Source organism: Streptomyces sp. NBC_01445 (assembly GCF_035918235.1).
Taxonomy (GTDB): domain Bacteria; phylum Actinomycetota; class Actinomycetes; order Streptomycetales; family Streptomycetaceae; genus Streptomyces.
Genome location: NZ_CP109485.1, coordinates 4,992,328 through 5,005,183, shown reverse-complemented (window position 1 = coordinate 5,005,183; position 12,856 = coordinate 4,992,328). Strand labels below are relative to the sequence as shown.

9 protein-coding genes and 1 pseudogene are annotated in these 12,856 nt (G+C 71.7%); 5 read left to right on the top strand and 5 right to left on the bottom strand.

Features of this window, described 5'->3' with window-relative positions; genetic code table 11:
* The first annotated feature begins 253 nt into the window (after positions 1–253).
* The 3 genes and pseudogenes from OG574_RS22860 to OG574_RS22850 all read left to right on the top strand — a co-directional run bounded on the left by OG574_RS22860 (position 254) and on the right by OG574_RS22850 (position 3,518).
* Positions 254–1,426, top strand: coding sequence for an RNA-guided endonuclease InsQ/TnpB family protein (locus OG574_RS22860; protein WP_326774732.1), 1,173 nt, complete (start codon positions 254–256; stop codon positions 1,424–1,426).
* Between the two features lie 272 nt (positions 1,427–1,698).
* Positions 1,699–2,203 (top strand): annotated as a pseudogene (locus tag OG574_RS22855) (SigE family RNA polymerase sigma factor).
* Between the two features lie 40 nt (positions 2,204–2,243).
* Complete coding sequence (locus tag OG574_RS22850) at positions 2,244–3,518, top strand: hypothetical protein (RefSeq protein WP_326774731.1); 1,275 nt, start codon at positions 2,244–2,246, stop codon at positions 3,516–3,518.
* 161 nt (positions 3,519–3,679) lie between these two features.
* Here the strand turns inward: OG574_RS22850 and OG574_RS22845 are convergent, their stop codons facing one another.
* The 3 genes from OG574_RS22845 to OG574_RS22835 form a co-directional block, all read right to left on the bottom strand.
* The gene (locus tag OG574_RS22845; RefSeq protein ID WP_326774730.1) at positions 3,680–5,371 is read right to left on the bottom strand and encodes a bifunctional 3'-5' exonuclease/DNA polymerase; all 1,692 of its coding nucleotides are present in this window, start codon (positions 5,369–5,371) and stop codon (positions 3,680–3,682) included.
* A 123-nt stretch (positions 5,372–5,494) separates the two neighbouring features.
* A complete protein-coding gene (locus OG574_RS22840; protein WP_326774729.1) occupies positions 5,495–6,334 on the bottom strand; it encodes a nitrilase-related carbon-nitrogen hydrolase in 840 nt (279 codons plus the stop codon).
* 162 nt (positions 6,335–6,496) lie between these two features.
* Positions 6,497–7,423, bottom strand: coding sequence for an NADP-dependent oxidoreductase (locus OG574_RS22835; RefSeq protein WP_326774728.1), 927 nt, complete (start codon positions 7,421–7,423; stop codon positions 6,497–6,499).
* 236 nt (positions 7,424–7,659) lie between these two features.
* On the opposite strand from OG574_RS22835, the gene OG574_RS22830 reads away from it, so the two are divergent.
* Positions 7,660–8,043 carry a response regulator transcription factor gene (locus OG574_RS22830; RefSeq protein WP_326774727.1) on the top strand — a complete coding sequence of 128 codons (384 nt, stop codon included), beginning with the start codon at positions 7,660–7,662 and terminating at the stop codon, positions 8,041–8,043.
* Between the two features lie 194 nt (positions 8,044–8,237).
* On the opposite strand, the gene OG574_RS22825 is transcribed toward OG574_RS22830, so the two are convergent.
* Together OG574_RS22825 and OG574_RS22820 are read right to left on the bottom strand one after the other, a co-directional pair.
* Complete coding sequence (locus tag OG574_RS22825; protein ID WP_326774726.1) at positions 8,238–10,508, bottom strand: ABC transporter permease; 2,271 nt, start codon at positions 10,506–10,508, stop codon at positions 8,238–8,240.
* Positions 10,502–11,431 carry an ABC transporter ATP-binding protein gene (locus tag OG574_RS22820; RefSeq protein WP_442816843.1) on the bottom strand — a complete coding sequence of 310 codons (930 nt, stop codon included), beginning with the start codon at positions 11,429–11,431 and terminating at the stop codon, positions 10,502–10,504. The genes OG574_RS22825 and OG574_RS22820 overlap by 7 nt, the downstream gene beginning before the upstream one ends.
* Positions 11,432–11,596: 165 nt before the next feature.
* Here OG574_RS22820 and OG574_RS22815 point away from each other — a divergent pair, with 165 nt between their 5' ends.
* Complete coding sequence (locus OG574_RS22815) at positions 11,597–12,784, top strand: DUF2786 domain-containing protein (protein ID WP_326774725.1); 1,188 nt, start codon at positions 11,597–11,599, stop codon at positions 12,782–12,784.
* The last annotated feature ends 72 nt before the right edge of the window (positions 12,785–12,856 follow it).

The following is a 12,856-nucleotide window of genomic DNA, read 5'->3' as shown; positions in this document are numbered from 1 at the left end:
TACGCGAGTTCAGCGGATTCTTGCGAGGAGCCCCGGGCGTTCACGCCCGGGAGGAATCGCATCCACGGGGTGCGACGCGGAGCGCCGCCGTGACGTGCCGCAGGCCATGACGACCGCGGAGCGGCCCGGGGCGTTCCGGCGGAGCGGGGCCACGGCGATGTGCGCGGGCAGGGCCTGGGCGGGTGTCGCTCGTTCGGGTGAGGTGGGGCGAACGTGTGGTGGGTCTTCGTCCGGGTGTATAGGTTCGCTGCTCGTGAAGCTGGTGGTGCGGGTGAAGCTGCTGCCGACGCCTGTACAGGCGGCGGCACTTGAGGCGACCCTGCACGCCTGCAACGAGGCCGCCACCTGGGCCGCGTCCGTCGCCTTCGAGAACGACGCGCGACGTCCACTGGAGCTGCGCAAGCACACCTATGCCGAGATCCGGGAGCGGTGGGGACTTGGCGCGCAGGCCGCCCAGCACGCGATCAAGAAGACCTGCGATGCCTACACCACCTTGAAGGCGAACCTGCGTAACGGCCGCTACGGACCGCCCGGTTCCAGGCGGCACGCCCGGGCCTCGGGCAAGCCAGTCGTCTTCCGGCCCCAAGCGGCGCAGCCGTACGACGACCGGATGCTGTCCTGGCAGCACCAGGCACACACGGTATCGATCTGGACCACCGCGGGCCGGCTCAAGGGCGTGCGGTTCACCGGGCAGGCCGGGCAGCTGGAGGTCCTGGCTGCACACCGCAAGGGTGAATCCGACCTGGTGTGCCAGGGCGGGAAGTGGTTCCTGATCGCGACGTGCGAGATCCCCGAAGCCGCCCCGAACACCCACCCTGCCGGGTTCCTCGGCGTCGACCTGGGGATCGTGAACATCGCGGCCACTTCCGACGGCGAGCGACACTGCGGCAGGCGGATCAACCGCAAGCGGGAACAGGATCGCAAGCTGCGTTCCAAGCTACAGAAGAAGAACACCAAGTCCGCCAAGCGGCGGGCGAAGAAGCATGCGGGCAAGGAAGCCCGGCGTGCCAAGGACATCAACCACAAGATCAGCAAGCGGATCGTGGCGGAGGCTGAACGCACCGGTCGCGGTATCGCCCTCGAGATACTCACGGGCATTCGCGAGCGGGCACGGCTGAGAAAGCCCCAACGCACCACGCTCCACTCCTGGCCCTTCGCCCAGCTCGGCTCGTTCATCGCCTACAAGGCGAAGCGGGCCGGGGTGCCGGTCGTGCACGTCGATCCGGCCTACACCAGCCAGGAATGCTCGCAGTGTCATCACACCGAACGCGGCAACCGGCCCGCCCAGGCCGTCTTCTCGTGCCGGGTCTGCGGCTTCGTTGAGCATGCAGACCACAACGCGTCCCACAACATCCGCCAACGCGGCTGGATGGCGTGGGTCTGCGGGGCCCAGTCGACGGCCCCTGAACTCACCCTCATCGCGTGAGTACTGGACGCAGCCGAACCCATCACAGCCAGTGATGACTCGAGCAGCAAACCCGGTCGATCACGACCCGGGTAGTTGACAGTTGATTACGCGGCCTGGTCCGGCGGGCCCGCCTCGGCTTGAGGTGGGCGACTGGGCCGGGCCGCGTCGTATCGTGCGGCGGATCGTAGAGTGCGCGCCGCAAGATCTCGATTGGAACGCGGCGTCGCTGAAACATGCCGTCCGCCTCACCGCATCTAAAAGGTGTGGGGCGATGAGGGGGAGGGCGCCTGATGAGGCTGTCCAAGGAGAGCGGGTTCCGGGAGTTCGCGGAGGCTCGGACAGGACACCTGTTCCGTTCGGCATGTGTTGACCAGTGGCGATACGCACTTCGCCGAGGATCTGGTGCAGGAGACGCTGGGGCGGATGTATGTGGTGTGGGGGCGGTCGTCACGGGTCGGGAACCCGGCGGCGTACGCCCAGACCGTCCTCATACGTGCCTTCCTCGCGCACCAGCGGCGGCGTTCCGCGCAGGAGCGGCCCAGCGATGAGCTTCCGGAGAGCTCGGACAGTACGCCGGGTGACGCCTCGCTGCGGATCACTCTTCTCGACGCGTTGCGACAGCTGCCGCCGAAGGACCGGGCAGTGATCGTGCTGCGGTACTGGGAGGACCGGTCCGTGATGGAGACCGCGGAGATTCTGAACGTCAGCTCGGCGGCGGTGCGTACGCGGAGCACGCGGGCGCTGGCGCGGCTGCGGGAGCAACTGGGCGGCAGCGTGGCCGAGTTCGCCGCGTAATGAGCTTGACTCGATCTTGTGTGAGGAGTGGTGGTTCGGCATGTCAGGAACAGACGAAGACCGTGACCAGGAAGCTTTCGTGGGTGGTCTCGGGGAGGCCCTGCGGATAACCGGTGAGACGTTCAACGCCGCGGGTGGGCCGCTGGTCGACGGTGGCGTGGCACGTGGCCGGCGCAGGTTGCGGCGCAGGCGGGCCGCGACCGTCACCGGGAGCTTCGCCGCGCTCGCCGCGGTCGGATTCGGCGCGTCGTACGCCGCCGGGGCCTTCGGGGCCGAGGCCGGGCACGGCAGCCCGGTGGCCGCGCAGCCCAAGCCGGGCAGCACGGCTGACGGGAAGACGAGCGCGCCGGTTGAAGGGCCACAGTTCTCGGCCAGTCATCTGATCAAGACCTTCGAAGGTCTGTTGCCCGACGGCAAGTTCAGCGGTGAGTCGGGCCGCGGTACGGAGGACGAGCTCGGGCCACTGGCCTCGGTCGTCTTCGACGACGGCAAGGGCAAGGCGGCCATCGGGCTGAGTCTGGGCCGGGTCGACCCTGAGAGCACGAGGGTCGCGGAACAGCTCGCCTGCCCCGAGAAGGTCTACACGCCGTACGACTCCTGCTCGAGCAAGACGCTGACCGACGGCTCCAGGCTGCTGCTCTTGCAGGGCTACGAGTATCCGGACAAGCGCGCGGACACCAAGTGGTGGCACGCGTACGTGGTGACGTCGGAGGGCTTCACCGTCGATGCCAGCGAATGGAATGCGCCGGCGGAGAAGGGGGAACCCGTCTCTCGGGCCGAACCTCCGCTCAGCATCGCACAGTTGAAGGCGTTGGTGACCTCGAAGGAGTGGCGTCCGATACTGCGGGCGCTGCCGAAGCCGCAGGACGAGCCTGTGCAGCAGCCGGTCTCGCAGGCCGTGAGCGGCGACACCATCCTCGAGAACCTCACCTCGCTGCTGCCGAAGAGTGCCAAGGTGACGACCCGTCAGGGCGACGACGGCTTCGCGTACGTGGTGGTGAACGACGGCAAGGGGGCGAGCCTCGTCCAGATCAATGTGCAGCCCAACATGTCGGATGTGGAGGGCGAGCTCTTCGGCTCAGGCGCGCAGACCCTGCCGGACGGCACGAAGGTCGTCACGCATCAAGGGCCCGGCGAGAAGGGAGGCCAGGGCGTGGTGATGTGGACCGTGGACACGATCCGCAAGGACGGGTTCCGCGTGGCGATATCGGCGTTCAACTCAGGCACGCAGAACACCGCGGCCACGAGGGCGACGCCCGCGCTGACCATGACGCAGCTCAAGGCGATAGCCACGAGTGAGAAGTGGCAGGGGTAGGGCGGCGACAAGGGACACTCTCGGGGCTTGGCCCTTGGCCCTTGGCCCTTCGTGCTCGGCGACCGCCGACCGGTGAGCAGTATGTGCTGGTCAGTGATTGGTGATCGGTGGCCGCCGGGCTGTGCGCTCCGGGGTGTCGTGAGTGGCCTTGTGGAAGGACGTCACTTCGCGTCGGCGTAGCACTTCACCACTGCGGTGGTGAAAGGGAAGTGGACCGGGGTGTCGCCGAATGTGAGGTGGCCGGCCAGTTCTGCGGCTACGCGGATCGCCGCGGTCACTGCTTCCGCTTCCTCTTCCGGGCAGTGCACGATCACCTCGTCGTGCTGGAAGAAGACCAGTTCCGCCGCCATCCCGGTGCAGGACTGGCGCAGGGCGGCGAGCATCAGGTCGGCCCAGTCGGCGGCGCTGCCCTGGACGACGAAGTTGCGGGCGAAGCGGCCGCGGGCGCGGGCGTTCGAGGAGGCGTAGCCGGGGGTGAACTCGGTGTCTCCCGATGCCTGTTCGGGCGTCGGGCCGTCCTGGGGGATGCCTGCCTCGTCCTGGTCGCCGGCGCCGGCGACCGGTGGGCAGGTGCGGCCGAGCCAGGTCCGTACGAGGCGGCCCTCCTCGCCCGCGCGGGCGGCGTCGTCGACGTAGGCGACGGCTTGCGGGAAGCGGCGGCGGAGGGCGGCGAGGTTCTTGAGGCCGTCGCCGGACGTCTGGCCGTACACCGCGCCGAGCACCGCCAGTTTTGCCTTGGCGCGGTCGCCGGAGAAGGCCCGGTCGGAGACGGATTGATAGAGGTCGGTCTCTCGCCCGGCTACCTCCATCAGGCCGGGGTCGCGGGAGATGGCGGCGAGGACGCGGGGTTCCATCTGGTCGGCGTCGGCGACGACGAGGCGCCAGCCCGGGTCGGCGACGACGGCACGGCGGATGACCTTGGGGATCTGGAGTGCGCCACCGCCATTGGTGACCCAGCGTCCCGTGACGGTGCCTCCGGGCAGGTACTCGGGGCGGAAGCGGCCGTCGCGGACCCAGTCCTGGAGCCAGGACCAGCCGTGTGCGGTGTAGATCCGGTACAGCTTCTTGTACTCGATCAGGGGCCGCACGGCCGGATGGTCGATCGACTCGATCTCCCAGCGGCGCGTGGACGTGATCTTGACGCCGGCCTGGGCGAACGCCTTCACCACGTCGGCGGGCAGATCGGGGCGCACGCGTCGGCCGAACGCCTCGGACACTTCGTCGGCCAGTTCGGCGAGGCGGCGCGGTTCGCCGCCGCCCGCGTAGCGCTCGCCGAGCAGCTCGTGCAGTACGGAGCGGTGCACGTCGGCGCTCCAGGGGAGGCCCGCCGCGTTCATCTCGGCTGCCACGAGCATGGCCGCGGACTCGGCGGCGGTGAGCAGCCGCATCCGGCCCGGGTGGGCGGTGGCGTCGTGGCGGCGCTGCTGATCGGCGTACACCTCTATGAGGTCTTCGAGGGGGACATGGACGGGTTGTGGTTCGAAGAGGGAGGACTGGGAGCCGGGGGTCGCGGCTCGTTGAGGGGGGTCCGGGGGGACGGCCGTGCCGTGGATCCTGGCCAGGGCGGCGGCCGCGGAGCGGGGTTCCCCGAAGCGGCCGGCGTGGCCGAGGAGGAGAGTCTCGGCGTCCTCGATGTCGTAGCAGCGTGGCACGCGGACGCCCGCGGCGAGCAGGCGGGGATAGACGGCCGCTGTCGATCGCCAGATCCAGCGCGTGACGTCGGGGCGGGAGCGGACTGCTTCCGCGAGGCTGGGCTCGTGGCGGACCGGGGCGGCGGGTGCGCCGTCGGCACCGAGCGGCGCGAGCTGGGCTCCGCCGTCCTCGGTGGCCGCGATGGCCCACTTCTCGGTCATGTCGGTGAGTTTTACACCCGGCACTGACAGCGCCGCGTGCGTCGGGATCGGCGGGGCGGTGGTGGTGCTCGCAGAGGTGACGGCGGGCGCCCGCCCAGGCGTGGGGCTGGGCCGGGATTCCCGTCAGCTGTCGCCGCCCTCGTCGATCAGGCGGCGGACCTCGCGGTCGATCAGGCCGAGGCGGGCCTCCGCGACCAGAGGAACGACCCTGCGTTGCCGGCGGGCCTCGTGGAGGTCGATGTCGATGGTCACCAAGCTCGGTTCCCACTTGGGGGCCTGGGCCACGACCGTCCCGCGTGGGTCGACCACGCGGGAGCCACCCCAGAAGGAGGCGCCATGTTCATTGCCGACGCGGTTCACGAAGACGACCCAGCACTGGAGCATCTTCGCGGTGTAGGCGAGGAGCGTGTCCCAGTACAGGCCCGTGTCCATGGCCTCCGGGTCGAGTGTCGCCGCGCTGTTCGCGGGGACGATGACGACCTCGGCGCCGTCCTGCACGGCGAGCCACGGGAGGACCGGCTGCCAGGCGTCGTTGCAGACGAGGGTCGCGGCGCGGCCGTGGCCGTGCGGCAGGTCGTACGCGCGCAGTTGCTGGCCGGGGCTGACGTGCTTGCGCTCTTCCCAGGCCAGGTAGTTCGGCAGGTACAACTTGCGGTGGGAATGGAGGAGTTGGCCACCTGCGTAGTAGGCGGAGGTGTTGTAGGCGCGCAGGCTGGTGTGTTCGTGCAGGCCGATCACGACATCCGCGCCGAGTGTCGAGAGGGCGGTCAGACGCGGGTCCGTCACCGGGAGGGAGACGTCCTGGCGCAGGGCGCCGAGGTGATAGCCGTGCAGGCTCAGCTCGGGGAAGACCACGAGGTCGGCGCCCTGGGCCGCCGCCTGCTCGGTCTGCTCCCGGGCGACGGTCAGATTCGCGTCCACGTCGCCGAGCACACAGTCGGTCTGTGCAAGCGCCACTCTCATCCCTCGAGCGTCGCAGTGTCCGGCGGAGTCGGCATCCGCAGGGGCGGGTGGCGTCATGGCTGGCGGAGGCGGGGTCCTCGTGGGCGGCGCGTGCCGGCGACCCTGCGTGCCCTGGGCCCGCGCCGGATCACCCCACGAGGATCACCAGGACCACCTGTCTCCTCAGCCCACCAGCAGCACCAGCTTGCCCCGCACGTGGCCGGTCTCGCTCAGGGTCTGTGCCTTGGCCGCGTCGCGGAGGGGGAACGTGCCGGCGATCGAGATGTGGAGTTTGCCGTCCGCGGCGAGTGCGGCCTGGTGGGTGAGGCCCTCGCGGGCCTTGGCACGGTCGGTGCCGCCGGACGCGAAGGTCACGTCGTACTTGGCGGCGTCGGGGTCGGCGATGGTGACGACCCGGTCCGGCGTGCCTCCGCGGAGTTCGACCGAGTCCGCCAGCGCGCCCTTGCCCGCCGCGTCGAACACCGCGTCCACGCCTTGCGGGGCCACCGCGCGCACCCGCTCCACAAGCCCGTCCCCGTATGCGACGGGGACGGCGCCGATGGAGCGCAGATACTCGTGATTGGCGGGGGAGGCCGTGCCGATCACCGTCGCGCCGAGGGCCACGGCCAGCTGCACGCCCATCGAGCCGACCGCGCCCGCGGCGCCGTGGATCAGCAGCGTCTCGCCGCTGCGTACGCCGAGCAGGTCGAGTACGCGCTGGGCCGTTTCGCCGGCGATGGGGAGGGTGGCCGCCGCGGCGGGTTCGAGTCCGGTGGGCCGCGGGGTGACGGCGGAGGCCTGGGCCAGGGCATAGGCGGCGTACGCGCCGGTCTCGCTCCAGCCGAGGACTTCGTCGCCGACCGAGAGGCCGGTGACGCCCTCGCCGAGCTCGTCGACGGTTCCGGCGAACTCATTGCCGGGCACGGCCGGCAGGGAGGTCGGGAAAGCCTGCTCCATCCAGCCGTTCCTGATCTTGTACTCGATGGGGTTGACCCCGACGGCCGCGACTTTCACCCGGACCTGGCCGGGACCCGCGTGCGGTTCCTCGATGTCGCCCTTGAAGCGCAGTACCTCGGGTCCGCCGAACTCCTCGAAAACGATGGCTTCCATGCCGGTGTCTTCCTCTCGCTTCACTGCTTCTTCGAACCGGGCGGGGCTGGTGCGGGGCTGGTTCTGCCGGTGTCCTCCGGTGTTCCCTGGCGATCTCGTACGTTCTCTTGCGTTCTGCAGAGTTACGTTCTTCAGAGTCGATCGTCGCCGGGGGCGGGCCGCCCCGCCCTTCGAACAGTTCTGTCTGTCCGAAGGACCGGCCTACCGGCGCAGGCCCGAGTCGTACGCTCGAAGCCATGGCCCATCCCATCGGGCCGGCAGGCGCACCCTCGACCGCCGCGCTCGCCATGGCACAACCACCCGAGACGTTCGTGGATTCCGAGGGAGCCACGCGTCGGGTCGGCGCACGCCTCGATGTGCTTGGCGGCCGGCTCGACGTGGACGCGGTGCCGGGCTGGGGTACGAGGGTCACGGCGACGACGGTTCCCCTCACCGTGCCCCGCGCCGAGGCCGCCCGCCCCCTGGCCGACCTCGGCCGCCGTGAGCTGGAGGTCCTCTCCCACCTCGCCCGGGGTCACCGCAACCGGGTGATCGCGCAGGACCTGCACATCAGCGAGTCCACGGTGGAGTTCCATGTGGCGAACATCCTGTCGAAGCTGGAGGTGGGGTCCAGGGGGTGAGGCTGCGGCCAAGTTCCACGCGGCGGCGTGACAAGGGCGGCCTGCGCTGCGCCCGGCCTGCGCTGCGCCCGGCCTGCGCTGCGCCCGGCCTGCGCTGCGCCCGGCCTGCGCTGCGCCCGGCCTGCGCCGCGCCCGGCATCCGCTGCGCCCGGCACCCGCCGCCTCGTCACCCGAGCGCTCTCACCCGAGCGCTCTCACCCGCGCACACCATTCCGGCGCCCCCATCCCGCGCCCAGCACCCCCGCCCCCACAGCGACCACCGCACACACGCCCACGGCCGAACCGACGACGCCCCACGGCACAACGACCCCAGGCCCATTCCCGAGCCCATTCGCGAGCCCAGTCCCAAGCCCTGCCCCCGCCCCCGCACCGGACCCGGGCGCGAGCAGGTCGAGCGCGGCCGCGAGTCCTCCCAGGTTGAGCGCGGTGACGGCCAGTCCGAGGGCCGTGCCGGCCGCGACCGTGACCAGTGCCTCGCCGGCGAGCATCCACCTGACCTGGACTCGCGTGGCCCCCGCCCGGCGCAGGGCCCGCAGCTCCCCGTCCCGTACGGACGCGGCCATCAACTGCGTTCCGGCCAGCGAGATCGTCGTATAGGTGAGGGCGATGCCCAGGAGGAGCAGCATCCCTTGCCGGGTCTGGGGTTTGACCCGGGGGTGGGTGGCGTCGAGCCAGGCGGCTGCGGTGCGTACGCGCACGTCGTGTCCGGACGTGGCCGCTCGTAGGGCGCCCGCCGCGGTGGCGGGTGAGGCGCCCGGCGTCAGGCGGACGTCGATCCGGTCGACCGGGGCCGCGCCCGCGTTGGCCATGGTGACGTACGCGCCGTTGTCGCCGGTGCCGCGCGCCAGGACGGCGGCGATGCGGAGCGTGGTGCGGCGGCCGTCGCCGAGCCAGACGGTCAGGCGGTCGCCGACGCGGTGGTGTTCCCACTCCTCGTTGACGACGATGGAGCGGTCGTCGAGGCGGCGTATGTCTCCGGCGACGACGGGGAGGCGGCTCGTCGCGGCGAGGGCCGCGGGGTCACTCACGGCTCGCGCCTCGGAGCGGACGAGGGCGGTGCCCTCCTCCCGTACGAAGACCGCGGTGGAGGCGGACGGGGACACGGCGGCCACGCCCGGAACCGGCCGCCGTGCAAGGCTCAACTCATGCCCCGTGGAGATGAGTTGGGCGTGCATCTGTTCGCTCGCCTCCTGCGCCTTCGCCGCGCTCACCGATTCCGCCGAGCCCATCAGGGAGCCCGCGAGCGCCACTGTTATCAGGACGGGTGCGGCGACCGCGGCGGTGTGGCGGACGGAGGCGGCGGCGTTCTCGCGGACGAGGAGCCCGACCGCTCCGGGCAGCCGGACCAGCCGCAGCACCGGACGCACAAGGAGCGGGGCGAGCGCGGCCGCCGCCGTGATGAGGATCATCGGCTGGGTGGTGTACGTCTTGCGCTTCAGGAGCGCCGACGGGTCGGTCCAGAGGGTGTGGACCGTCAGGCCGAGTCCCAGGGACAGGAGTGCGGCGCCGACGATCCGGCGGCTCCACGGCATGACGTCCGCGTCCACGTCGGCGTCCCGAAGCGCTTCCACCGGGCCGATGCGTCCGGCGCGCCGCGACGCGGCCCATGCCCCCGCGATCGCCACGAACAGGCCGGTCCAGAAGGCGAGTTGGAACGGCCATGAGGCCCAGTAGGACCATGAGGTCCAGGAAGTCCAGAGCGCCGTGCCGCTGCCGCTCACGGTGAACCACGTGGGCGCGATTCCGTTGTCGATCAGCGCCCGGGCGAGCAGTGGGGCACCCCAGGAGCCGAGGGCGCAGCCGGTGGCGCTCGCCGCGACCCCGACCGCGACGGCCTCGGTGACGAGCTGCCGCCGTACGCGTCCCGGCGTGGCGCCCGCAAGCCGCAGGAGCCCGAACTCCCGTCTGCGCAGGGCGACGACGAACGCGAACGTCGACGCCGTGACGAAGACGGCGACGAACGCGGAGACCCCGCCGGCCGTGCCCAGCATCGCCCGCACCGCCACGACCGCCTGCGCGTCGCGCTCCGCGCCCGGGTCGGCCAGGCGCCGTGCCGCGCCGGTCAGGACCTGCGCCCGGTCGCCGACCACCTCGCGTACGGCGGCGGCCGAGGCGTCCACGCCGACCGCGTCCGGCGCGAGATGATCACGGTGAACGGTGCCCAAATCGGCGAGCTCGCCAAGCAATTCTTTGTCCACAGGCTGTGGATAGGGAATCTTCTTCGTGTCACGGGCGCGGTTCGGGCCCCGGTCGACCTCTACGGTCAGAGAGTCGTGCGGCATGACCACGACAGGCTGCGCGGCGAACCGCTGCGGCTTGCCCGGAGGCGGGTCGGCGGCCGCCGCGAGCCCCAGCCCCATGCTCGCGACCAGGGCCACCCCGAGCGCGACGGCGACGAACGCCCCCGCGAAGAGATGCCGGCGCGTCCGCAGATTCGCCCAGGCGGAGGTGAGCGTGGTCAGCATGCGTCTACCTCCTTGCCGAGCGACGCGTTGTCGGTGTTACCGGCGGACACGGAACGAATGCCGGTGGACGTGCCGCCCGCACCCCCTCCAAGCCCCGCACCCCCTCCAAGCCCCGCATCCCCTCCAAGCCCCGCACCCCCTCCAAGCCCCGCACCCCCTTCAAGCCCTGCACGCCCCTCAAGCCCTTCCGGTCCTTCCAGCCCCTCAAGCCCCTCCAGTCCCGTCATCCGTGCAGCAACCGTCGCCGCGTCCGGCGCCAGAAGCTCGTCCACGACCCTCCCGTCGACCAGGAACACCACCCGGTCCGCGCGGGCAGCGGCCACCGGATCGTGGGTCACCATCACCGTCGTCTGACCCTCCCGGTCGACCAGCTCCCGTAGCAAGGTGAGGACTTGACGTCCGGTTGTCGTGTCGAGGGCGCCCGTCGGCTCGTCGCCGAAGAGGACGGCCGGCCGGGTGATCAGGGCGCGGGCCAGGGCCACCCGCTGCTGCTGGCCGCCGGAGAGCTGTGAAGGGCGGTGCCCCGCGCGCTCGGCGAGGCCCACGCGGCCCAGCGCCTCGCGCACCTCCGCGCGCGAGGGCCGCCGCCCGGCGAGCCGCAGGGGGAGCGCCACGTTCTGCGCGGCGGTGAGCGCCGGCAGTAGATTGAAGGACTGGAACACGAAACCGATCCGGTCCCGGCGCAGGAGCGTGAGTGCCCGTTCGCCGAGTCCGGTGAGGTCGGTCCCGGCGACGGTGACGGTGCCCGACGTCGGACGGTCCAGGCCCGCGGCGCACTGGAGGAGCGTCGACTTCCCGGAGCCCGAGGGCCCCATCACGGCGGTGAAGGTCCCGGCGTGGAAGTCGAGGTCGACCCCGTCGAGGGCGGTGACGCCGCGGTACTCGCGGCGTACGGCGGTGAGGCGCACGGCAGGTGTGGTCATGCCTCAACCCAACCGCCGCGGCGCCCCGGGAACACGACCACTGGGGGGCGTCCCGGGGGTATGGCCGGCCCTACCCCCGTACGCGCCTGAGACCATGGAAGAGAAGACACGACAGGCCGCACAGCGGACCCGTGGACCAGACAGGCAAGGAGACGGCGCCCCCGCATGACGGAACGTACGACGCGGACCACGGTCGAGCAGGCCTTCGCCGCCGCCCTGTACGGGGAGGGCGCGGAGGCCGGGCTCGACACCGGTGCGTCCCTGCTCGCCGCCGACCCGTCCGCCGACACCCAACTCGCCTTGCGCGGGCAGGAGTTCGTGCGCCGGTCCTGGGAGCGCGGCTGGCAGCCCGCCGACGTCATGCGCGTCGTCGTACGTGACCTCGAAGAGAGTCCGCACGGATACATCGCGGCCCGCCTGATCCGCGCCGAGACCGCGCGTTACGAGTACCTGCCCGCGCGCTGGGACGCACAGCTCGCCGAGCTCCCGCAGGACCCGGGGCAGGCATCGGGCCCCGGAACGCGGGGCCCCCGCCTCGACCGCTTCTCGTACGCCACGGCCGTCCTGGAGCTGTACAGACTCCTCCTGCGCCTCCCGCCGATAGAGGCTGTGGGGCCCGTGCCCGGCGAGTCCGTGGCGCGGCCCGTCGCGGGGGAGCCGCGCGAGCTCGCCCGGATCCGCGCGCTGCTCGCCAAGGCCGAGGCGACCGGCTACCCGCCGGAGGCCGAGGCCCTGGCGGCGAAGGCGCAGGAACTGATGACCAGGCACAGCGTCGACGCGGCGCTTCTCGCGGCCCGTACGCACGCGAAGGACACGCCCGTCGCGTGCCGGATCGGCGTGGAAGCCCCGTACGAGACGGCGAGGGCGGCTCTCCTGGACGCGGTCGCGTCGGCGAACCGCTGCCGCGCGGTGTGGAACAGCGGCTTCGGGTTCTCCACGGTCGTCGGCTTCGAGTCCGACCTGGAGGCGGTGGAGCTGCTCCATACGTCGCTGCTGGTGCAGGGCACGGCGGCGATGACGCGGGCCGAGGCCGAGCAGCGCGCCGGGGGACGCAAGCGGACCAAGACCTTCCGGCAGGCCTTCCTCGCCGCGTACGCGCACCGCATCGGCGACCGGCTCGCGGCCGTGGCGGAGGAGGTGACCGGCCAGAGCCGGGAGGGCGGGCTGCTGCCGGTCCTGGCGGCGCGCGATGTCGCGGTGGCCGGCCGGACCGACGACATGTTCCCGCAGACCGTGACGACCCGGGTCCGGGGCGTCAGCGACGGCGCCGGCTGGGCGGAGGGCGTGGCCGCCGCCGACCGCGCCCGCGTCTCGGACCGCGCCGAGGTGCGCGGCGGCGGCACACGCCGGTGAACCAACCCCCGAACCAACCCCCGAACCAACCCCCGAACCAACCCCCGAACCAACCCCCGAACCAACCCCCGA

Excerpts from the sequence above, each read along its gene's own strand:
- OG574_RS22850 (WP_326774731.1), top strand. The coding sequence starts at position 2,244 with ATGTCAGGAACAGACGAAGACCGTGACCAGGAAGCTTTCGTGGGTGGT.
- OG574_RS22845 (WP_326774730.1), bottom strand. The coding sequence starts at position 5,371 with ATGACCGAGAAGTGGGCCATCGCGGCCACCGAGGACGGCGGAGCCCAG.
- OG574_RS22840 (WP_326774729.1), bottom strand. The coding sequence starts at position 6,334 with ATGAGAGTGGCGCTTGCACAGACCGACTGTGTGCTCGGCGACGTGGAC.
- OG574_RS22835 (WP_326774728.1), bottom strand. The coding sequence starts at position 7,423 with ATGGAAGCCATCGTTTTCGAGGAGTTCGGCGGACCCGAGGTACTGCGC.
- OG574_RS22830 (WP_326774727.1), top strand. The coding sequence starts at position 7,660 with ATGGCCCATCCCATCGGGCCGGCAGGCGCACCCTCGACCGCCGCGCTC.
- OG574_RS22825 (WP_326774726.1), bottom strand. The coding sequence starts at position 10,508 with ATGCTGACCACGCTCACCTCCGCCTGGGCGAATCTGCGGACGCGCCGG.
- OG574_RS22820 (WP_442816843.1), bottom strand. The coding sequence starts at position 11,431 with ATGACCACACCTGCCGTGCGCCTCACCGCCGTACGCCGCGAGTACCGC.
- OG574_RS22815 (WP_326774725.1), top strand. The coding sequence starts at position 11,597 with ATGACGGAACGTACGACGCGGACCACGGTCGAGCAGGCCTTCGCCGCC.